Source organism: Nocardia aobensis NBRC 100429, assembly GCF_000308375.1.
GTDB lineage: Bacteria > Actinomycetota > Actinomycetes > Mycobacteriales > Mycobacteriaceae > Nocardia > Nocardia aobensis.
Genome location: NZ_BAFQ01000120.1, coordinates 1 through 21,502 on the forward strand (window position 1 = coordinate 1; position 21,502 = coordinate 21,502).

Sequence of the window (21,502 nt, forward strand, 5' to 3'; positions counted from 1 at the left end):
GGAGTCGTACTCGTCGCGGCGATACCGATGGCCGCTGCGGCCGGTCCGCTCGTACTCCGGTTCGGCGTAGTCGTCGGCGTAATCCGGGTCGGCGTAATCGGGATCCGCGTATCCGGCGTCGGCGAGCTCGTGGTCGTAGCGAGCGTCGTATCCCGCGGCGGGATCGGCGTAGTGCGCGGCCGGTTCGTCCTCGTCGACGTAGCGCGGAATGACGGCGGTGTCGTCGTCCTCGTAGTCGTCCCACTCGTCGGTGGCGCTACGGTGCGCACCGCCGCGCCGGTAGCGCCGCTGCTGCTCGTCGGCGCGCCGGCGCGAGCGTTCTCCGGCCCGGGACCAGCGGTCACTCATCCGACCACCTGGCCTCGTCTGCACCGGCCGAGTTCAACACCGCACTCCGTTCGTCCAACCACCCTTGCAGGATCGACACGGCAGCCGCCTGGTCGATGACCTGCCGCCGGCCGCGCGCGCGAACTCCACTGTCCCGCAATGCACGTGCAGCTGACACCGTAGTCAAACGTTCGTCGGAAAGTCGTATCGGCACACCAGGAATCATGTCCCGCAAACGTCGCGCGAACCGGGCGGCCAACTGTGCCGACGAGCCACTGGCCCCACGTAATGTGCGTGGCAGACCGACGATTACCTCGACCGCCTCGTATTCCCGCACAATCTCGGCTACCCGGATCAGATCGGTTGCCGGACCTCGTTTTCCACCCTTGACGGTCGGGACCGTCTCCACCGGCGTCGCCAGGATCCCGTCCGGGTCACTGGCCGCCACTCCGATGCGCACGGTTCCCACGTCGATGCCGATCCGCCGGCCGCGACCGGGATCGGTCCGCGCGCTGGGGCGTTCGGCCGGAATGTCGTCCGGCCGGGCGGCCCCGGCTTCCGGAGCCGCCCCCGATGGGGACGGCTCCGGTTCCGAGGGCTCCGAATTATCGGAATTGTCCATCAGGCGGCGATCTCGGCCACCCGCGCGCGCACGCCGGCCAGGCCGGCCTCGATACCGGACGGATCCGAGCCGGCGCCCTGCGCCATCTCCGGCTTACCGCCACCGCGGCCCGCGATACTCGAACCGAAGCTGCCGACCAGATCGCCGGCCTTCACACCGAGTTCCTGAGCGGGCTTGTTCACCGCGACCACGAACGGGACCTTGCCGTCGGCGTTGCCGAGCAGCACGACCACCGCCGGTTCACTGCCGAACCGGCCGCGGATATCGGTGGCCAGGGTCCGCAGATCGCCCGCGCCGACGCCCTTCGGGGCCGCGGCCGCGACCAGCAGCACCTTGCCGACGCGCTGGGCCTGCTCGACGTAGGTCCCCGCCTGCGACAGGACGGCCGCGGCCTTGGTGCGCTCGAGTTCCTTCTCGGCGACCTTCAGCCGTTCCACCAGTTGCTCGACCCGGGCCGGCACATCCTCGGAGGGCACCTTCAGCGAGGCGGCCACACCGGCCAGCAGGGCCCGCTCCTTGGCCAGATACTTGTAGGAATCCAGCCCGACGAACGCCTCCACGCGACGCACACCGGAACCGACCGACGATTCGCCGAGCAGTGTGATCGGCCCGATCTGCGACGAATGTTCGACGTGGGTACCGCCGCACAGTTCCATCGAGAACGGCCCGCCGATTTCGACGACCCGCACCTCGGACCCGTAGTTCTCGCCGAACAGTGCCAGCGCGCCCATCGACTTGGCCTTGGGCAGATCGGTGACGAAGGTGTTCACCGGGAAGTCCGAGCCGACCGCGTCGTTGGACACGGCCTCGATATCGGCCTTCTGCGACTCCGAGAGCTGGCCCTGCCAGTTGAAGTCGAACCGCAGATATCCGGGCTTGTTCAGTGAACCGGCCTGAACCGCGTTGGGGCCCAGCACCTGCCGCAGCGCGGCATGCACCATGTGCGTGCCGGAGTGGCCCTGGGTGGCGCCGCGCCGCCACGCCGGATCGACCTGAGCGAGTACGGCATCGCCCTCGGTGATCTGCCCGCGCTCGACGGTGGTCTTGTGCACCCACAGCTTCTTGGCGATCTTCTGCACGTCGTTGACGCGCAGTTCCGTGCCCGAGGCGGTGAGGCTGCCGCGGTCGGCGATCTGACCGCCCGATTCGGCATAGAGCGGACTGCGATCGAGGATGACCTCGACATCCTGCCCGGCGGTCGCGGTGGGGACCCGCACACCGTCGGCGATGAGGGCGAGAACCCGTGCCTCGGTGGCCAGTTCGTCGAAGCCGGTGAATTCGGTGGCGCCCCGGTCGACCAGTTCCTTGTAGATCGACAGGTCGGCGTGGGCGTGTTTGCGCGCCTGCGCATCGTCCTTGGCGCGCTGCCGCTGCTCGGCCATCAGCGTGCGGAAACCCGACTCGTCGACCTCGAGCCCGGCCTCGGCGGCCATCTCCAGGGTCAGGTCGATCGGGAAACCGTAGGTGTCGTGCAGGGTGAACGCCTCACTGCCCGCGAGGGTGCGCCCGCCGGTGGCCTTCACCTCGGCGACCGCGTCGTCGAACAGTTTCGACCCGGTGCTCAGCGTCTTGAGGAAGGCGGTCTCCTCACCCACGGCGACGGTCTCGATGCGAGTGAAGTCGGTAGCCAGTTCGGGGTACGAGGGCGCCATGAGATCGCTGACGACCTTCATGAATTCGCCGATCACCGGCTTCTCGGCGCCCAGCAGCCGGGCCGAGCGCACGATCCGGCGCAGCAAGCGGCGCAGCACGTAGCCGCGGCCGTCGTTGCCGGGGTTGACGCCGTCGGCGATCAGCATCGCCGAGGTGCGGGCGTGGTCGGCGATGACGCGGAAGCGCACGTCGTCGGCGTGTTCGACGCCGTAGCTCTTACCGGTCAGCTCCTCGGCCTTGGAGATGATCGGGCGCAGCAGATCGGTTTCGTAGACGTTGTCCACACCCTGCAGCAGCATCGCCACGCGTTCGATGCCCATACCGGTATCGATGTTCTTCTTCGGCAGCGACCCCACCGGCGGATAGCCCAGCTTGGGGCTCTGCTCGCCGCGGATGTCCTGCATGAACACGAGATTCCAGATCTCGAGGTAGCGATCCTCGTCGGCGACCGGGCCGCCCTCGGCGCCGTATTCGGGTCCGCGGTCGTAGTAGATCTCCGAACACGGCCCGCCGGGACCGGGCACGCCCATATCCCAGTAGTTGTCCTTGCCGTCGCGGAACTGGATGCGTTCGGTCGGGATTCCGGCGACGCGGTGCCAGATCTCGGCGGCCTCGGGATCGCTCTCATAGGCGGTGACCCAGATCCGCTCCGGATCGAAGCCGAATCCGCCCTCCTCCTGAGATTTGCTGATCAGTTCCCAGGCGAAGGTGATGGCACCTTCCTTGAAGTAGTCACCGAAGGAGAAGTTGCCCGCCATCTGGAAGAAGGTGTTGTGGCGGGTGGTGACGCCCACCTCTTCGATATCGCCGGTGCGCACGCACTTCTGCACGCTGGTCGCACGCGCGAACGGCGGCGCCTCCTGGCCCAGGAAATACGGCTTGAACTGCACCATGCCCGCATTGACGAACAGCAGGTTCGGGTCCGGCAGGATCAACGAGGCACTGGGTACCTCGGTGTGGCCGGCACGGACGAAGTGGTCCAGGAAACGCCGTCGGATCTCGTGGGTCTGCACGAATATCCAGCCTACCGGGCGCGGTCCAGCCGGTTTTCAGCGGTCGTGGGCGCGCCCGTGTCTCAGCGCCCTCGGACGATCCGCCGCAACTTGGTGACCCGCGGCCCGATCTCGCGCTCGTAGCCGTGATCGGTCGCGGTGTAGTAGTCGGCGCCGACCAGTTCGTCGGGCGGATACTGCTGGGCGAGGATCCCGTCCGGGTGGTCGTGCGGGTATTTGTAGCCCTGCGCATTGCCCAGTTTCGCCGCCCCCGCGTAATGCCCGTCGCGCAGGTGGGGTGGCACCGCACCGGCCTTACCGGCCGCGATATCGGACATGGCCGCGCCGATGGCCGCCGCGACCGCACCCGATTTGGGCGCGGTGGCCACGTGGATGGTGGCGTGCGCGAGCGCCAGCTGCGCCTCCGGCATACCGACCAGCTGCACCACCTGCGCGGCGGCGACCGCGGTCTGCAGGGCGGTCGGATCAGCCATGCCGACGTCCTCGGACGCCTGGATCATCAATCGCCGCGCGATGAAGCGCGGATCCTCGCCCGCGCTGATCATCCGGGCCAGATAGTGCAGCGCCGCGTCGACATCGGACCCCCGCAGCGATTTGATGAACGCGCTGATCACGTCGTAGTGCTGGTCGCCGGCGCGGTCGTAGCGAACCGCGGCCTTGTCGACGCTGGCCTCCACCAGATCCACGTCCACCGTGCCGTCCAGCGACGATTCCGCCGAGGCCTCCAGGGCGGTCAGCGATCGGCGCGCGTCACCGCCGGCGATGCGGACGATGTGGTCGAGCGCCGCCTCCGTAACGGTGTACTGCCCTGCCAGACCTCGCTCATCGTCGATCGCGCGACGCAGTACGATGCGAATATCGTTGTCCGACAACGACTTCAACTGCAACACCAGCGACCGCGACAGCAGCGGCGACACCACCGAGAACGACGGGTTCTCCGTGGTTGCCCCGACCAGCAGCACCACCCGGTTCTCCACCGCGGCCAGCAGGGCGTCCTGCTGGGTTTTGGAGAACCGGTGCACCTCGTCGATGAACAGCACGGTCTGCTCCCCCGCGAGCAGCCGCCGCCGCGCCAGCTCGATGACCGCGCGCACCTCCTTGACGCCCGCCGACAATGCCGAGAGCGCCTCGAAACGACGGCCGGTCGCGGTCGAGATGAGCGCGGCCAGCGTCGTCTTGCCCGTCCCGGGCGGGCCGTAGAGCAGCACCGATGCCGCACCCGACCCCTCGATCAACCGGCGCAGCGGCGATCCCGGGCCGAGCAGGTGCTGCTGGCCGACCACCTCGTCCAGGCTCGCGGGCCGCATCCGCACCGCCAGCGGCGACATCCTGCCCGCCGGCGGCAATGCGGCGGATGCGCCGGACACTTCCTCCACCTCCGGCGCCTCGAACAACCCTTCGCTCACGCCTCGACGGTACCGATGAGCACCGACACTCAGGGCGAGGCGGGGTCGGGGCGCAGAATTCGCCCGGCCTGCGCCTCGATCGACGCCCGCAGTTCGGCATCGGTCAGCTCGCGCAGGCCCGCGGCGCTGCGCAGGAACGGCTCGAGCAGCTGCCAGCCCATGGTGAAGGCGGCCAGATGGGCCACCGCCAGTCCGGCCGCGCGGTCGCTGTCCATCTGCGGCCGGAGATGCTCGATCAGCATCGCCATCACGGGGAACTGTTCCTGCAGCTCGCCGACCGGATAGCCGTCGAGGATGCAGCGGGCCAGCACGGTCAGATGGCGGCGCAGCCGGGGATCGGTGGCGGTGAGCTGCCCGGCGGCGGCCACCGCGCCCGATTGCTCCCCGAGATAGCTCAGCACGGCCCCGACCAGCCGATCCTTGGCACCGAGATGCCGGAAGACCAGGCCGTGGTTGACCCCGGCACGCTCGGCGATGTCGCGGATCGAGGTCGCGGCCGGGCCGCGTTCGGCGAACAGGTCGGCGGCGGCCTCCGTGACCGCCGCGACGACCGCGTCGCGACCGACCGGCGCGGCGCCGGAGTCGTCAGGACGCGGAGGCGATGGCGGGTTCTCGGACATCGGGCTACAGTAGCGAATACCGGTGTAGTCAATCGACTACAGTCGTCCGATCGCCGAAGGAACCGCCATGACGCAGACCACCGCCGCGGAGACCGAACCGCGTACGCACTACCCCGTTAGCTCGTTTCCACTGCCGGGATTTCCGCTGATCGCGGGCCCGTTCACCCATCTGGTCGCCGAACGTGACCGTCTGGCCGCACTGCGCTGGCAGCATTTCGACGCCCGTCAGGTCGGCGTCAGCCTCGGCGCGGAGATCAGCGGCGTGGATCTGACCCGGGAGCTGCCCGCGGAGGTGATCGCCGAACTGCGCCGGGCACTGCACGAGTACAAGGTGCTGTTCTTCCGCGAGCAACCGCTGACGCCCGCCCGCCACGTCGCGTTCGCGGCGCGCTTCGGCACCCTCGAGGTGCATCCGTTCATCCCGTCCAACACCGAGCAGCCGGAGCTGGTCCGCTTCGAGAAGACCCCGACGATGGCGGGCGTCGAGAACATCTGGCATCACGACGTGACCTGGCGGCCGCAGCCGTCGATGGGCGCGATCCTGCACGCCGTCGCCGTTCCCGAGATCGGCGGCGACACGCTGTTCTCGGATATGTACGCCGCCTACGAGGCCCTCGATGCCGAGACGCGGACCCGGATCGACGACCTCACCGCGACCCACGACTACACCCGTGCCTTCGGCCGCGGGCAGACCGCCGCGGCGCAGGAGGCGCTGCGCGCCCAGCATCCGCCGGTCAGCCACCCTGTGGTGTGCACACACGAGGCGACCGGACGCCGGCACCTGTACGTCAATCGCATCTTCGTGGACCGGATCGACGGCATGGATCCCGAGGCGAGCCACGACCTGCTGGACCGGCTCTGCCGCCAGGCCGATTACCCGGAACACCAGGTGCGGCTGCACTGGGAGCCCGACACCGTCGCCTTCTGGGACAACCGGGCCGTGCAGCACTACGCCGCCAGCGACTACTGGCCACAGATGCGAATCATGGAACGAGCCTCGATCGTGGGACCGCGACCGGCCCGCTGAGTCACTCCTCCCAGAGTTCCTCGAGGGTGGCGGAGACATGCTCGGCGAAGTCGCCGAGTGTGTCGTCGCCGGTGCAGCGCGCATCCTCGGCCAGCGCCGCCCAGCGGTTGATCAGCGCGGCCGAGCGCGGCACCGACAGGCCGTGTTCGCGGGCCGCGGCGATGCGGGTGTGATCGGCGGGCAGGAACCAGAAGGTCGTCAGCCACACCCAGATGAGCCGGGCCTCGAGGATGCGTTCGGCCAGCAGGTCGTCGTCGGCGAGGGCGGGCCACACGCCCACGACCTCCGAGCGCCACGCTTCCACCATCTGATGCGCGCGCTCGCGAGAGAGTTCGAAATCGCACAGGCAGCCCGGGAACGAGACCAGCGCGTAGGCGATGTCGAGGGTGGCGTCGCGGAAACCGCCCCATTCGTAGTCGAGGAACCGGGCACCCTCGTCGTTGAGGATCACATTGTCCGGACACAGGTCCGAGGGGCTGAACGCGCGGAAGCGGCCCGCGGAGAACAGGCGATTGCCCCGCACGATGCGTTCCGCGATCTCGCCCGGCACGTCGATGCCGACCTCGCGGGCCAGCATTCCGGGTACCTCACCGATCGCGGCCTCGGCCTGCTGGGCGATGCCGTCGACCCGGTGCACCACTTCCACTCGCCGCAGCAGCGCCACGAAATCGGCCTCCCGGCCGACCGTGGCGGCGTGCATACGGCCCAGCGCCTGCGCGAACGCCATCTGGGCGTTGCGGGTGGCGGGTTCGGCGCCGGTTTGCAGCACCGAGGTGAGCGACATGTTCTCGCCCAGATCGCTGAGGATCAGCAGCCGATCCGGCAGGCTGTGGGCCAGCAGATAGGCACCGGGCCGGTGCTCGCTGCTGAGTGCGGTGGTGAACTGGTAGGACACCGCCTCGCGCAGGAACGCCGAGTCTATGCTCGCGACCCCGGGCGCCAGCCCGCCGATCCGGCGCTCCTGTGCGGCGCCACGGACCTGCTTGACGATCAGGGTGCGAGGAAGTGAGAACGAGTTCTCCGCTACGCGTACGCGCAGCACCGTCGTCCTGCCACTGCCGCTGAGTTCGATCGGATCGCTCAGCTTCACCGCAGCACCCATGCGCTTCGTGAGCAACTGTTGTGCCGCGGACACGACTTCGGCGGCGCGTTCGGCCAATAGTGCGGTCATCGCCAACCAAGTTACTCGCTCCAGGTCACTTTCAGCGAGCGGATCGGCAACCTTTCGCGCGTCGTCGGCGTGTCCCCGCCGAGCGGCTGCGACCGGACCGAGATGCTCATTACGCTCATCGTCGGCCGGGTCGCGGATCCGGCCCGATGCCGCGGCCCGTCGCTTGACACGCCCGGCCGTGTCCGGTTGTGTCGAAATCTCAACTGCAGTGTGCCGCACCAGAACCCAGGTGATTCGAAAGGTCCGACGATGACCGACTCCCCGCAGTCCGCACCCCGCGACACCGGCGAAGGCGGTGAACGGCGACCGGAGAGCCGGCCCGGGCAGCATCCCACCGGTCCCGCACGACCCGGCGCCGGGCCAGGCGAACATTCCGCAACGCCGGGCCGGCCCGAAATGGCCGGAGCCGCGGGTTATCCGCAGTTCGAGGGCTCCGGCGCACCGCAATACGGCACGCCGCAGTACGGCGGCGTTCCGGGCGAGCCGCCCCAGGTCACCCCGGGCGGGGTGCCCCCGGTGGCACCGCCGCCCGGAACGCACGGACAGCCCGGCCCCACCTACGGCCCTCCCGGCAGCGTCCCGCCGGGCGCCTATCCGCCGCCCGCCGATCCGACCTGGGGCGCACCGGACAACGGCATGCCGCCGCAGGGCGCGCCCGGGTACGGCGCGCCGCCGGGAAACGCCGGCGCGCCCGCGCTCAATGTCGGCCGGGCGCTCAACTTCGCGTGGGATCGCTTCCGCGCCAATCCGATTCCATGGGTGGCGATCACGCTCGTCGGCTTCGTCGCCTACCTGATGGTGACGGTGGTGGTGAACGTCACGCACATGAATTCGCTGATGCCGGTGGTGCTGATCGGGTTGCTCGCCGCGGTCGTGGTCTGGCTGCTGCAGGCGGCGATGATCCGCGGCGCCCTGTACGAAACCGACGGGACGCCACCGGATTTCGCGTCGTTCTTCAGCTTCGTCAACGCCGGCAACGTGCTGATCACCGCTCTGCTCGTCTTCGTGGCGGCCTGCGTCGGCGCGGTGTTGTGCATCGTGCCGGCACTCGTCGTGGGCTATCTGTGCATGTTCTCGCTGCACTACGTCATCGACCAGGATCTCGATCCGTTCAGCGCGATCAAATCCAGTGTGCAGCTGGTGGTCTCGAATTTCGTGCCGACACTGCTACTGGCCCTGACAGTCGCCGCGCTGACGATCGTCGCCACGGCGCTGTGCGGCATCGGTCTGCTGGTGGTGGGACCGCTCACCGTCATCGCGGTCACCTACTCCTACCGGATGCTCACCGGCGGCCTGATCGCCTGAGCGGTCTCATTCGTCGCCGAACCACCAGCGCGACAGGATGTTCCGTCGCTTCGGACGTGGCGGGCCGAGCGCGTGCCCGTGATGGGGACGCAACTGCAGCACGATGATGCCCGCCACGACGATGCCGACCATGTTCACGCCCAGCTGGCCGATCGACTCGAATGCCTTGTGCCATTCGCCGACGGTGGCGGCGACGGCGGCGAAACCGGCCGCCGGAATCGTCGTCACCGAGATGAACACGCCGACCAGCGCCGCCGATTTCGCGGTCACCAGCGACATCATCCCCGCCGCACCCGCCAACAGGGCCACCACCAGCGAGAACGGGCCCACCTCGTAGATGAAGTCCACGTTGCGGATGGCGTGGATGCGGTCGACGGTGATCCAGCCGAACTGCTCCCACACCAGCGACGCCAGCGTCGCGATCCCCATCGCCACCGGAAAACCGATCAGCAGGGCCAGGATCGAGCGGCGGGCGAGGCGGAAGTCCCTGCGCACCACCGCGACCGCGACGGCGGCCAGCGGTCCGAACTCGGGTCCGACCACCATGGCGCCGACGACCGTCACCGGCGAATCGGTGGCCACACCGACGACGGCCAGCAGGCACGCGATCGTGATGAACGCCAGGAAGGTCGGATTGAGCGTCGATTCCTCGTGGGTCTGGGCGAGCAGTTCCTCCCAGACGATCGCATCCGACGGATCGCCCGGCGCCGCCTCGACCGCGCGGTCGGCCGGCGCCGACAGCACCGTTTCCACCGGCGAGAGCATGATGCCGCCGTAGTCGCCGATGCCCAGCCCACGCAGACCGGCCAGCACATCGTTGGCCGATTCGCGAGCGATATCGGCCTGGACGAGATCACCGGGCGGCTCGACCGAGACGCCGCGCTGCACGGTGATGAGCGTGGCGCCGGGTTCGGCCCGCAGCGCGGTCACCGCGGCGTCGGTCGACTCCGGTGGGCAGACCGCCCGCAGGTGCAGCACCCCAGTCCCCTGTCGTCGGCACGATCGTCCGGCACCGGGTGGCGCCGGACGATCTGCAGACTAACCGGTGCGCGGCCGCGACTGCCCACGACCACGGCGGCACATCCGGTTCCGGATCAGGCCTTCGGCTTGCCGTGCTCGTCGAGCACCACGTCGAGGCCGGCTTCCTTGCGCTGCTGCGCGGTGATGGGCGCCGGCGCCTCGGTCAGCGGGTCCACGCCGCCACCGGACTTCGGGAACGCGATGACCTCGCGAATCGAATCCACCCCGGCCAGCAGTGCGGTGATGCGGTCCCAGCCGAAGGCGATTCCGCCGTGCGGCGGCGCGCCGAAGGCGAAGGCGTCCAACAGGAATCCGAATTTCTCCTGCGCCTCGTCGTGGCTGATGCCCATGACCTTGAACACCCGCTCCTGCACGTCACGGCGATGGATGCGGATACTGCCGCCGCCGATCTCGTTGCCGTTGCAGACGATGTCGTAGGCGTAGGCCAGCGCCGCGCCCGGATCGGTGTCGAAGGTGTCGATGGACTCCGGCTTCGGCGAGGTGAACGCGTGGTGCACCGCGGTCCAGGCCGAATGTCCGAGTGCCACATCGCCGCTCGCGGTGGCGTCGGCGGCGGGCTCGAACATCGGGGCGTCGACGATCCACACGAACGCCCAGGCGTCCTCGTCGATCAGGCCGCACTTGCGCGCGATCTCGCCACGCGCCGCGCCCAGCAGCGCCCGGCTCGACTTCGCCTCTCCGGCGCCGAAGAAGATGCAGTCGCCCGGCGCCGCGCCGACATGCTTGGCCAGGCCCTCGCGTTCGGCGTCGGACAGGTTCTTGGCGACCGGGCCGCCGAGGGTGCCGTCCTCACCGACCAGGATGTAGGCCAGGCCCTTCGCCCCGCGCTGCTTGGCCCATTCCTGCCAGGCGTCGAGCTGGCGCCGCGGCTGGCTTGCTCCGCCCGGCATCACGACCGCGCCGACATACGGCGCCTGGAAGACCCGGAAGGAGGTGTCCTTGAAGTACTCGGCGCATTCGGTGATCTCGATGCCGAAGCGCAGATCCGGCTTGTCGCTGCCGTAGCGGCGCATCGCCTCCGCGTAGGTCATGTGCGGAATCGGCGTGGGGATCTCATGGCCGACCAGCTTCCACAGCGCGACCAGGATGTCCTCGGCCAGCAGGATCACATCCTCCTGGGTCACGAAGCTCATCTCCAGGTCGAGCTGGGTGAACTCGGGCTGGCGGTCGGCGCGGAAATCCTCGTCGCGGTAGCAGCGGGCGATCTGGTAGTACCGCTCCACCCCCGAGACCATCAGCAACTGCTTGAACAGCTGCGGGCTCTGCGGCAGGGCGTAGAACTTGCCGGGCTGCAGCCGGGCGGGCACCAGGAAGTCACGCGCGCCCTCCGGAGTGGACCGCGTCATCGTCGGGGTCTCGACCTCGACGAACGCGTGCTGCGCCAGCACCTCGCGGGCCGCGGCGTTGACCTTCGACCGCAGCCGGATGGCGTGCGCGGGGCCCTCGCGGCGCAGATCGAGGTAGCGATACTTCAGGCGCGCCTCTTCGCCGGGCTGCTCGTCGAGCTGGAAGGGCAGCGGCGCGGCCTCGTTGAGCACCACGAGTTCGGTGACGTTGACCTCGATCGCACCGGTGGGCAGGTTCGGGTTCTCGCTGCCGTCCGGACGTCCCTCGACCACACCGGTGACCTGCACGCAGTACTCCGCCCGGAGCTTGTGGGCCTGTTCGGCCGGCACACCCTCGCGGAAGACCACCTGCGCGACCCCCGACGCATCGCGCAGATCGATGAAGATCACGCCACCGTGGTCTCGCCGCCGGGCCACCCAGCCGGTGAGGGTGACGGTCAGACCGGCGTGCTCGCTTCGCAGCGAACCAGCCAAGTGGGTGCGCAGCACGGGAATCCTTTCGACGACACGGTGCACCGGGCACGGGATGACCTGGTGCGCCCCCATGGTAGTGAGGCGCGTCGGCCGGACGGAAACCGATATCCGACTCCCGGTGTCACTCGGTGGACACGACGCCACTCGTCTCCCGAGCCGCGCACGCTCATGCCAAGCTGTAGAGGTTGTTTCGGCTGACCGAGCGCCGAGCAGCCCACTCGATCCACAGGAGCAGCAACGATGACCTTCAACGAAGGTATGGATATCGATCCGGACCGGGTCTCCACCGGCGGCGGCATGGGCCCCAAGCTCGCCTTGGGCGGTGGCGGTGGCTTGATCGTGCTGATTCTCGCGGTGCTGTTCGGTGTGAATCCGGGCAATCTGCTCGGCAGCGGAACGTCGGGAACGCAGACCGGTGGCGTCGATACCTCCGTCTGCAAGACCAACGGTGATGCGAACCGGTACGCACAGTGCCGGGTGGTGCTGACCGCGCAGAGTCTCGACGGCGTCTGGGGCGGGGTCCTGCCGCGTCAGACCCGGGTGCAGTACACCAAACCCGGGGTGACGCTGTTCACCGGGTCGGTCAACACCCGATGCGGCAACGCGACCAGCGCGGTCGGCCCCTTCTACTGTCCGGCGGACCGCAAGGCCTATTTCGATACCGGGTTCTTCCAGGAGCTGCGGGACAAGTTCGGGGCGGCGGGTGGTCCGCTGGCCGAGGAGTACGTGGTGGCGCACGAATTCGGGCATCACATCCAGAACCTGCTGGGCGACAGCGGCCGCGCGCAGCGCGATCCCAAAGGCCCTGATTCCGGATCGGTTCGCCTCGAATTGCAGGCCGACTGTTACGCCGGGCTGTGGGCGAGCTACGCGGACAAGACACCGGCCCCCGGCGGTTCCCAGCCGCTGCTGAAACCGTTGTCCGACAGCGACATTCAAGACGCGCTCTCCGCCGCCGCGGCGGTCGGCGACGACCGGATCCAGAAGGCCGCCACCGGCCGGGTGAATCCGGAGGGATGGACGCACGGTTCGTCGAACGAGCGCCAGAAGTGGTTCCTGACCGGCTACCGGAACGGCCAGGTCGCCGCATGTGACACCTTCTCGGCACCGGATCTGAACAATCCGCCGGCGCTGCGCTGAACCGGGCCGGGCGGAGTTTTCGAACGGGCAAGTCGGGCGGATACCGGCAGCGGTGCGGGCACAATGATCGGCAAGACCGGGACGGGTGGAGGGCAGGAGTGAACGATATGCGGGTTATCGGCGGTGCGAGACGAACAATGCCGGGTGTGCGGGCGGCGGTGGCGGTCTGCGCCGCGGCACTGACGGTGGCCGGCGGCGCGATGACGGCCGTGGCCGACGAACCCGCGGCCGGACTGTCGGTGGCGCTGACCACGATTCCGGGCGGGGAGCACGCCGGGGTGACGCCGGCGCCGACGCTGCTCGTCTATTCGGACGGGCATGCGGTGAACAGCCCCGACGCCGCCGATCCGGACCGTCCCGCCGACAAGGCACCGCAGCAGCGCAACGGACACATCTCCCTCGACGCGGTCCATGCCGCCGCCGAGGAGGCGAAGAAACTGGCCGCCGCGGATCTTGGTATGCCCAAGGACGGCAGCGGCGGGTCCACCCTGCTCGATTTCCTGGGCGCCACACCCGACCAGGACGTGCACCTGGTGGTGTACTCCCCCGGCGGCACCGACGGACTCACCGACGCCCAGAAAGCCGACCGCACCCGCTTCGCGGACCTGTGCAAGAAGTTGGTCGACGCGTTCGTCGCCGACCGCTGATTCCGGCCCTACGGCCCCGATCGCGTCCTCGCGATCGGGGCGCCGAAAAGCTCAGGGGCGCAATCGTTGCGGGCCGCCGGTCCCTTCGATCAGCCGACGGTCCAGGTCTCGCGGCCGTTGAGCAGGTTTTGCAGCGACTGCGGTCCGACCGGTGCGCGTTCGACCGCCACCGCGGTCTGCGCCCGGACCCCGTCGTCGTAGGTGGGGCGGGTGACGTCGCGGAAGACGCCGATCGGGACGTGGGTCAGATCCTGGGAGGTCAACCGCGAGAGCGCATAGGCGTATTCGGACCGTTCGCACCGGGCGTCGTGCACCACGATCTCACTCTCGGCGACCTCCGACGAAGCGACCACCTCGAGCCCGAAACCGTTGCGCACCACGGCGAATTCGCCGTCCGCGCCGAAGCGGATCGGTTCCCCGTGCCGCAAGCGGATCAGGTGGGATTCGGCGTTGTCGCGGCGCAGCGCGTCGAAGGAACCGTCGTTGAAGATCGGGCAATCCTGCAGGATCTCCACGAACGAGGTGCCGCGGTGCTCGGCCGCGGCGCGCAGCACCTCGGTGAGGCCGGCGCGGTCGGAGTCGAGGGCACGCGCGGCGAAACTCGCCTCGGCTCCCAGCGCCACCGACAACGTATTGAACGGGTGGTCGATCGAGCCGAGCGGCGTCGACTTGGTCACCTTCCCCGGTTCGGAGGTCGGTGAGTACTGGCCCTTGGTCAGGCCGTAGATCCGGTTGTTGAACAGCAGGATCGTCATGTTCACGTTGCGGCGCAGCGCGTGGATCAGGTGATTGCCGCCGATCGAGAGGGCGTCACCGTCGCCGGTGACGACCCAGACCGACAGATCCGGCCTGGTCACCGCGAGTCCGGTGGCAATCGCCGGGGCACGGCCGTGAATGGAGTGGATGCCGTAGGCGTCCAGGTAGTACGGGAACCGGCTGGAACATCCGATGCCGGAGACGAACATCAGGTTTTCCCGTCGCAGGCCCAGCTCGGCGAGGAAACCGCGCACGGTCGCGAGAATGACGTAGTCACCGCATCCGGGGCACCAGCGCACCTCCTGATCGGAGGTGAAGTCCTTGACCTTCTGCGGCCCGTCCGCGCCGGGTACTCCGGAGACGCCGGACAGGCCGAGATCGGCGCCGATGAGCGAGGTGTCGATGATGGTCATCGGTATCCCCCTGTCGTGCGATAGGTCGCCCGGGCCCGGGCATCGAAGGCCTTGTTCTGTTCCAGCTCGCCGATGGATCCGTCCAGCGCCGCGTCGATCACGCCGACCAGCTCCTGTGCGGAGAAGGCGGTCCCGGCCACCTTCGTCCACGGCTGCACGTCGACCAGATATCTGCCGCGCAGCAACAGCGCCAGCTGGCCGCCGTTCATCTCCGGCGCGACCACCCGGCGATAGCGCCATAACACCTCGCCGGTGTTGGCGGGCAGCGGGTTGAGGTGGCGCAGATGCGCTTGCGCGACCGGTACGCCGCGGCGGCGCGCCCGCCGGCACGCCTCGCCGATCGGGCCGTAGGAGCTGCCCCAGCCGATCAGCAGCAGCTCGGCGGTGCCGTCGGGGTCGTCGACCTCGAGGTCGGGCACCGCGATGCCGTCGATCTTCGCCTGACGCAAGCGGACCATCAGTTCGTGGTTGGCCGGATCGTAGGAGATGTTGCCACTGCCGTCGGCCTTCTCCAGGCCGCCGATCCGGTGAGCGAGGCCGGCGGTTCCGGGCCTGGCCAGCGGCCTGGCAAGGGTTTCCGGATCGCGCGCGTAGGGCTGGAACGAGTGTCCGTCCGCGGCGTCCCCTTCGGCCGGTGGTTCGAATGCCGGGTCGATCGGCTCGAGGTCGCTGACCCGTGGGATCGACCATGGCTCGGAGCCGTTGGCGATAGCACCGTCGGACAGCAGCAGTACCGGGGTGCGGTAGGTGAGCGCGATGCGCGCCGCGTCCACCGCTGCCGCGAAACAGTCCGCCGGCGAGCGCGGCGCCACCACGGCGACAGGCGATTCACCGTTGCGCCCGTACAGCGCCTGGAGCAGATCGGCCTGTTCGGTCTTGGTGGGCAGGCCGGTCGAGGGGCCGCCGCGCTGGACGTCGATGATCACCAGCGGCAGTTCCGTCATCACCGCCAAGCCGATGGTCTCGCTTTTCAGCGCCAGCCCGGGACCCGAGGTACTGGTCACCCCGAGCGCGCCACCGATCGAAGCACCCAGTGCCGCACCGATTCCCGCGATCTCGTCCTCGGCCTGGAAGGTGGTGACGCCGAAGTTCTTGTGCTTGCTCAGTTCGTGCAGGATGTCGGAGGCCGGAGTGATCGGATAGGTGCCGAGGAACACCGGCAGCCCGGACAGTTGCCCGGCCGCGATCACGCCGTAGGCGAGGGCGGTATTGCCGGTGATCTGCCGGTAGGTGCCCGGCGGCAGCGCGGCGGGCGCGACTTCGTAGGTGGTGGCGAAGGTTTCGGTCGTCTCGCCGTAGTTCCAGCCGGCCCGGAACGCCAGCACGTTCGCCTCGCCGATTTCCGGTGTGGCGGCGAACTTCTCGCGCAGGAAGGCTTCGGTACCGCCGAGCGGACGGCCGTACATCCACGACAGCAGCCCCAGGGCGAACATGTTCTTCGCGCGCTGGCCGTCCTTCTTGCCGACCCCGGCCGGTTCGGTGGCGGTCAAGGTCAGCGACGTCATCGGCACCCGGTGCACCACGAAGTCACCGAGACTGTCGTCGGTCAGCGGGTCTCGTTCGTAGCCGACCTTCGCGAGGGTGCGTTTGGTGAATTCGTCGGTGTTGACGATGACCGTCGCGCCTCGGGCGAGATCGTCGATGTTCGCCTTGAGCGCGGCCGGATTCATGGCCACCAGCACGTCGGGCTGATCGCCGGCGGTGAGGATGTCGTAGTCGGCGATCTGGATCTGGAACGACGACACCCCGGGGAGTGTGCCCTGGGGTGCGCGGATCTCGGCCGGAAAATTCGGCTGGGTGGCGAGGTCGTTGCCGAAGGCGGCCGCCTCGTGGGTGAATCGGTCTCCGGTCAGCTGCATACCGTCGCCGGAATCACCGGCGAAGCGGATGACGACCTTCTCCAATTTTTCGCTGCCGGTGGGGCCGTCAACGCCCTGATTCGACACCATGCGCCTGCATCACTTCCTCGTAGGGATGAGGTACCACACGCCAAGTTACTCCGCGGCTCGCCGGAGAATTCGTGGAACGAACGACCCGGCGAGCATGCGGTACAACGAATTTCGGCCGCGAGCGACCGGGCCCCCAGGGGCCGGTGGGTCCGCCGGTATCCGGCGGAGCGATCAACCGAACAACGCCAACTGCGGGTCGGACCGTATTGCCTGCACGTCACCGTCCGGCTCGGAGGGGCCCGCGGCCCGGCCCCGCGCCGGTAGGTCCCGGTGCCGATCGAGCCGATACCGGGCCAGCAGCGGATCCACTCGCTGCCGTAACCACGCAGAGTACTCCGGTGTGACGTACGCCCCACGACCGTACAACTGCCGGTATCGCCGCAGCAGCGCCGGGTGATGTTCGGCCAGCCATTGCAGGAACCAGCCCCGGGTACTTCCGCGCAGATGCATGGGCAGCACGGTGGCCCGCGCCCCGCCCGACGCCGCGATCGCGCCGAACAATCGGTCCAGATGGTCGAGGTCGTCGGTGAGATACGGGATGACGGGAGCCACCATCACATTCACGTCGAATCCGGCCTCGGCCAGCGACCGCACCAGTTCCAGCCGCGCCCGGGGGCCGGGCGTACCCGGCTCGACCGCGCGATGCAGGTCCTCGTCGACCGTCGCGATCGACACCGCCAGGCTCACCGGGACGACCCGGGCCGATTCCACCAGCAGCGGCAGGTCCCGCCGCAGCAGCGTGCCCTTGGTGAGAATGGAGAAGGGTGTCTCCGCGTCGGTGAGGGCGGCGATGATCCCCGGCATCAGGCGATAACGCCCCTCGGCCCGCTGATAGGGATCGGTGTTGGTGCCCAGCGCGACCGGGTCGCGCCGCCACGAACGGCGGCGCAATTCCTGGCGCAGCACCGCGGCCACGTTCGTCTTCACCACGATCTGGGTGTCGAAATCACGCCCGGCGTCCAGGTCCAGATATTCGTGGGTGGGGCGGGCGAAGCAGTACCTGCAGGCGTGTGAACAGCCGCGCATCGGATTGATCGTCCATTCGAACGGCACCGCCGAACGCTGCGGCACCTTGTTCAGCGCACTCTTGCACAGCACTTCGTGGAAGGTGACGCCCTCGAAGTCCGGCGTCTGCACGCTGCGGACGAATCCGGCACGCTCCAGCCCTGGGAGCGCGCCGTCATCGGCTGCCGGGTTCTGGTTCTGCCATCGCACCCGTCCAGTCGAACACCCGTTCGATTCGATGTCAAGGACCGCGCCGCACACGCACCCCCTCCATGCCGCGGCGCCGGCCGGAACAACCCGTCAGGCCATACTGCTCGCGACCGTGCGCACCGACTCACCCTTGTAGAAGGCCACCAGGTCACGCACGGTTTCCTCGGTCGGCCGGGGCAGGTAGCCGAGTTCGGTCCGCGCCTTGGTCCCGTCGATCTCGGGTGCCGACAGCAGCGCTCCCATCGCCGCCCGCGACACCCGGTCGCTGCCCAGCATCTTCCCGATCGGTTCCAGCACCGGCAGTGCCCCGGAGATCACCTTGGCCGGAATGGCGAAGCGCGGGCCCCGCTTCCCGTTGACCTGGGCGGCGAGCTGGGTGACCTCGAGCATCGTCACCATCGCCCCGGAAAGCAGATAGTTCTCTCCGGTGCGCCCGCGCTCGCCGGCGAGAATCAGGCCGGTGGCGACGTCACGCACGTCGACCAGATCGAATCCGCCGCCGATCATCACCGGCACCCGTCCGCGCGCGGCATCCCACAGCGTCGTGTTGATCCGGGAGTCGGAGTGGTCGACCGGCCCGTAGACGCCGGTCGGATTGCAGATCACGGCGTCCAGCCCCCGGTCGACGACCGCACGCAATTCGACCTCGCCCTGGAACTTGGAGCGGTCGTAAACGGGCAACGCCGGATCGACCGAGCGCGGCGCGTTCTCGTCGATGCGGCCGCCGCAGCTGTACTGATCGAAGGCGTGGATCGAACTGGCGTGCACCATGCGCCGGGCGCCGACCGCCAGCGCGGCTTCGGCCACCACACGCACACCTTCGGTGTTCACCCGCCAGGCCAGGTCGTTGCGATGCGCGAGAGTGATCACGGCGACCAGGTGGTAGACCACCTCCGCCCCGGCCAGAGCCGAACGCATCGATGCCGGGTCCAGCACGTCGCCGCTCACCCAGGTCACACTCGGATCCGTTGCGCCGGAGGGCCGAACCCGGTCGATGGCGGTCACTTCGTGACCGCGCTCCACCAGCTGGTGAAGCAGATTCGTGCCAAGGAAGCCGGCTGCGCCGGTGACTGCGACCTTCATGCGACGAGAATATAGAACCCGTTCTAATTTGCAACAAGTTCTAGTTTGTCGGACTCGAATCGCGTCGGCCGGGTCGGTTATATTGAGGCCAGCCCAGCCTCCGGTCGACGCCCGGTCGCCGAGGCTTGTTCGACGTTGACGACTGAGTTGACCACGATGATTGGGGGGCAAGTTCGATGAGCGATCTCACCGCCGACCAGAGCGCGATCAGCGCGTTCGGGGCGACACATCAGAGCATCGGAACCGAAATCGCCGGCGCGGCCGATATGGACACCGCGACGCACGTAGCCGCGATGACGCCCGTTTTCGGGCTCATCGGCGCCGACTACCTGGCGATGTTCGCGGCGGCGCAGGTCCTGCATTGCAGCGATGTCAACGACCTGTCGGCCAAATGTAATCACTTGGGGCAGTCCGCATTCGGCACCGTCGCGATCCTCGGCGACAACGACGCAGCCGCCGCCGGCGCCCTGGGCGCCATCGGCAACGCGATCGGAGGCTGATCGGTGCACACCATCGGTTCCGGTACCGACAGCGGCGTCATCGCAGCCCCGGCCGCGCCCGCCGCCGACACTTCACCGATCGCGCCCGCCGCACCGGCCTCCCTTCCGGACGACACGCTCGCCTCGGCCGCACAGCAGGGCCCGATCACCGATATCTCACTGCCGCAGCTGCCGCCGGATACACCGCCCGCCTCGGCACCGGCCTTCACCACCGCGCGGAAAGAGTTCGAGGACAACGGTTCCCACGGAATCGGCGCTCCGCACCTGCCCGGCGGGGGTTCCGGCGCCCCCGATGCCGGTGACGGCCACGCCGGAGTGCTCGGCGACGCCGCGTCGCCGTTGCTCGGCGCCGGCCACGACGTGTTGCATCAGGCCGCCGGTGCGCTCGGCGCAGTACCCGGCGCGCAGCACGTGCTCGACGGCGCCCAGGCCGCACTGAATCAGGCGCCCGCCGCACTCGACGGTGCCGCCGGTGCGGTCCAGCAGGCCGCCGCCCCGGCCGCCGCGGCAGTGCCGGCGAATCTGCCGCCCATGCCAGCCGATCCGGTGGCCGCGCTGATGAGCGGTATGGCGCTGCCCGCACTGCCGGGGATCGACGTGCTGTTCAAACCTTTCCTCGACCTGCTGTCGAGTTTCGGCACCGGTGTGATGGGGGCACTGAATCCGGCCGATCTGCTCAGTCAGTCCTCGCAGGTCATCCAGAGCGCCATGCAGATCGGCATGGGTGCGATGAAGTCGGTCGAGCAGGTCTGGCAGGGCCAGTCGGCCACCAGCGCCCAGACCGCGGGCCAGCAGGTGCAGGCCCACGGTGAGGACGCCAGCCAGCGTGGCTTCGACATCTCGAAACTCACCGACGAGGCCGCGGCGGTGGTGCAGCGCGGCAACGTCCAGCTCACTCAGGTCGCCCAGTCCTTCGCGACCCAGGCCGGCGCGCTCGCTCCCGTCGCCTTCACTCCCCCGGGCCAGGCCACGCTGATCGCCGCGGCCACCGAACATCTCGGCCAGGCGGTCACGATCGTGAACGCCACCCGCGGCGAATTGGGTGGCTACACAGGCCAATTGGCGAACGTGGTCAACCAGCTCGCCGGCCAGTACGCACCGCAGGCGGCCGATGCCGCGCAGGCGGTGGCGCAGAACGTCGGGCAGCCGATCGTGGAGCAGGCCCAGAGCCTGCTGTCGGGCGGCGGCGCGGACACCCAGGCCGCCGGTCTCGGTGACCTGAGCGGCTCCGGGCTGTCGGGGACTTCGACGCATGCCAGCGCCTTCGGCGGTAACGGCGCGCACCCGGGTTCGATGAGCGGCAGTGGCGGTGGCGCGCTGAGCGGCCTCACGGGAGGACTCGGCGGCACCGCGTCCGGTGGCGGCGCGGCGGCCAAGCCCGGCCTCGGGTCCGCGGTGCCCGGCGGCCGCCCCGGGATCCCGGGGATGCCGTTCGGCCCCGGCATGCCCGGTATGCCCGGCCAGGGCACGCCCGGTTCGGGTTTCATGGGCGGCGGCACACCCGGTGCGGCCGGGCAGCCAGCGCAACGCCGACGACGATCGCGGCCGCACGGTGCAGAACTATCAGAGCCTCACCGGTAACACCGACCTCACCGGCCCGCTGGGAGAGACCACGCCCGAGGTCATCGGCCAGACCCATTCCGACGAGCTCATCAGCGATTACGAGAACGACCAGCTCTGATCGCCGCGGCACGGCAGCCGCACCATCGCACCGGAGTGGCCCGGACCGTACGGTCCGGGCCATTCCGCGTCGGGAGCCGGACTTAGAACAGGTTCATTCGACCGATCAGTGGC

The 21,502-nt window shown here is 69.0% G+C and carries 18 protein-coding genes and 1 pseudogene; 7 read left to right on the top strand and 12 right to left on the bottom strand.

Translation table 11 applies throughout. The features are described from left to right. The 5 genes and pseudogenes from RJ03_RS37955 to RJ03_RS15220 form a co-directional block, all read right to left on the bottom strand. Positions 1–348, bottom strand: a pseudogene (locus RJ03_RS37955) (hypothetical protein); the annotation flags it as partial. Then, positions 341–949, bottom strand: coding sequence for a Holliday junction resolvase RuvX (gene ruvX / locus RJ03_RS15205; protein WP_083870842.1), 609 nt, complete (start codon positions 947–949; stop codon positions 341–343). The pseudogene RJ03_RS37955 and the gene ruvX, both read right to left, overlap by 8 nt. Beyond that, on the bottom strand, positions 949–3,615 hold the full coding sequence (alaS, locus tag RJ03_RS15210) for an alanine--tRNA ligase (RefSeq protein ID WP_036502762.1): 2,667 nt from the start codon (positions 3,613–3,615) through the stop codon (positions 949–951). The genes ruvX and alaS overlap by 1 nt, the downstream gene beginning before the upstream one ends. A 62-nt stretch (positions 3,616–3,677) precedes the next feature. Beyond that, positions 3,678–5,021, bottom strand: a complete 1,344-nt coding sequence (locus tag RJ03_RS15215) for a replication-associated recombination protein A (RefSeq protein ID WP_036502764.1) — start codon at positions 5,019–5,021, stop codon at positions 3,678–3,680. Between the two features lie 29 nt (positions 5,022–5,050). Beyond that, positions 5,051–5,641, bottom strand: coding sequence for a helix-turn-helix domain-containing protein (locus tag RJ03_RS15220; RefSeq protein WP_036502766.1), 591 nt, complete (start codon positions 5,639–5,641; stop codon positions 5,051–5,053). Between the two features lie 67 nt (positions 5,642–5,708). On the opposite strand from RJ03_RS15220, the gene RJ03_RS15225 reads away from it, so the two are divergent. After that, on the top strand, positions 5,709–6,668 hold the full coding sequence (locus tag RJ03_RS15225; protein WP_083870843.1) for a TauD/TfdA dioxygenase family protein: 960 nt from the start codon (positions 5,709–5,711) through the stop codon (positions 6,666–6,668). 1 nt (position 6,669) lies between these two features. Here the strand turns inward: RJ03_RS15225 and RJ03_RS15230 are convergent, their stop codons facing one another. Next, on the bottom strand, positions 6,670–7,839 hold the full coding sequence (locus RJ03_RS15230; RefSeq protein ID WP_030513960.1) for a phosphotransferase family protein: 1,170 nt from the start codon (positions 7,837–7,839) through the stop codon (positions 6,670–6,672). 249 nt (positions 7,840–8,088) lie between these two features. On the opposite strand from RJ03_RS15230, the gene RJ03_RS15235 reads away from it, so the two are divergent. Then, positions 8,089–9,144, top strand: coding sequence for a DUF2189 domain-containing protein (locus RJ03_RS15235; protein ID WP_036502768.1), 1,056 nt, complete (start codon positions 8,089–8,091; stop codon positions 9,142–9,144). Positions 9,145–9,150: 6 nt separating this feature from the next. On the opposite strand, the gene RJ03_RS15240 is transcribed toward RJ03_RS15235, so the two are convergent. Together RJ03_RS15240 and aspS are read right to left on the bottom strand one after the other, a co-directional pair. Next, positions 9,151–10,122, bottom strand: a complete 972-nt coding sequence (locus RJ03_RS15240) for a DUF389 domain-containing protein (protein ID WP_051024718.1) — start codon at positions 10,120–10,122, stop codon at positions 9,151–9,153. A 116-nt stretch (positions 10,123–10,238) separates the two neighbouring features. After that, complete coding sequence (gene aspS / locus RJ03_RS15245; protein ID WP_036502815.1) at positions 10,239–12,020, bottom strand: aspartate--tRNA ligase; 1,782 nt, start codon at positions 12,018–12,020, stop codon at positions 10,239–10,241. Between the two features lie 225 nt (positions 12,021–12,245). Between aspS and ypfJ the strand changes: the two genes are divergently transcribed. Further along, on the top strand, positions 12,246–13,145 hold the full coding sequence (ypfJ, locus tag RJ03_RS15250) for a KPN_02809 family neutral zinc metallopeptidase (RefSeq protein WP_036502771.1): 900 nt from the start codon (positions 12,246–12,248) through the stop codon (positions 13,143–13,145). Positions 13,146–13,291: 146 nt separating this feature from the next. Further along, positions 13,292–13,792 (top strand): hypothetical protein, encoded by a 501-nt coding sequence (locus RJ03_RS15255; protein WP_157163426.1) that lies wholly within the window; start codon positions 13,292–13,294, stop codon positions 13,790–13,792. A gap of 89 nt (positions 13,793–13,881) precedes the next feature. On the opposite strand, the gene RJ03_RS15260 is transcribed toward RJ03_RS15255, so the two are convergent. The 4 genes from RJ03_RS15260 to RJ03_RS15275 all read right to left on the bottom strand — a co-directional run bounded on the left by RJ03_RS15260 (position 13,882) and on the right by RJ03_RS15275 (position 19,208). Beyond that, a complete protein-coding gene (locus tag RJ03_RS15260; RefSeq protein WP_036502776.1) occupies positions 13,882–14,961 on the bottom strand; it encodes a 2-oxoacid:ferredoxin oxidoreductase subunit beta in 1,080 nt (359 codons plus the stop codon). Next, positions 14,958–16,910: a 2-oxoacid:acceptor oxidoreductase subunit alpha gene (locus tag RJ03_RS15265; protein WP_036502779.1), complete on the bottom strand. Its 1,953-nt coding sequence runs from the start codon at positions 16,908–16,910 to the stop codon at positions 14,958–14,960. Before RJ03_RS15265 ends, RJ03_RS15260 begins: the two co-directional genes overlap by 4 nt. A 171-nt stretch (positions 16,911–17,081) precedes the next feature. Beyond that, a complete protein-coding gene (locus RJ03_RS15270; protein ID WP_036502782.1) occupies positions 17,082–18,125 on the bottom strand; it encodes an Rv2578c family radical SAM protein in 1,044 nt (347 codons plus the stop codon). Positions 18,126–18,215: 90 nt separating this feature from the next. Then, entirely contained in the window at positions 18,216–19,208 is a 993-nt protein-coding gene (locus RJ03_RS15275) for an NAD-dependent epimerase/dehydratase family protein (RefSeq protein WP_036502783.1), read from the bottom strand. Positions 19,209–19,384: 176 nt separating this feature from the next. On the opposite strand from RJ03_RS15275, the gene RJ03_RS15280 reads away from it, so the two are divergent. Genes RJ03_RS15280 through RJ03_RS38840 form a run of 3 tightly spaced genes read left to right on the top strand, consistent with a single transcriptional unit; the run spans position 19,385 to position 21,389 of the window. Then, positions 19,385–19,708 carry a type VII secretion target gene (locus RJ03_RS15280; RefSeq protein WP_036502785.1) on the top strand — a complete coding sequence of 108 codons (324 nt, stop codon included), beginning with the start codon at positions 19,385–19,387 and terminating at the stop codon, positions 19,706–19,708. A 3-nt stretch (positions 19,709–19,711) separates the two neighbouring features. After that, the gene (locus RJ03_RS15285; protein ID WP_051024719.1) at positions 19,712–21,289 is read left to right on the top strand and encodes a hypothetical protein; all 1,578 of its coding nucleotides are present in this window, start codon (positions 19,712–19,714) and stop codon (positions 21,287–21,289) included. Next, entirely contained in the window at positions 21,261–21,389 is a 129-nt protein-coding gene (locus RJ03_RS38840) for a hypothetical protein (RefSeq protein WP_281032285.1), read from the top strand. The genes RJ03_RS15285 and RJ03_RS38840 overlap by 29 nt, the downstream gene beginning before the upstream one ends. Positions 21,390–21,502 lie beyond the last annotated feature (113 nt).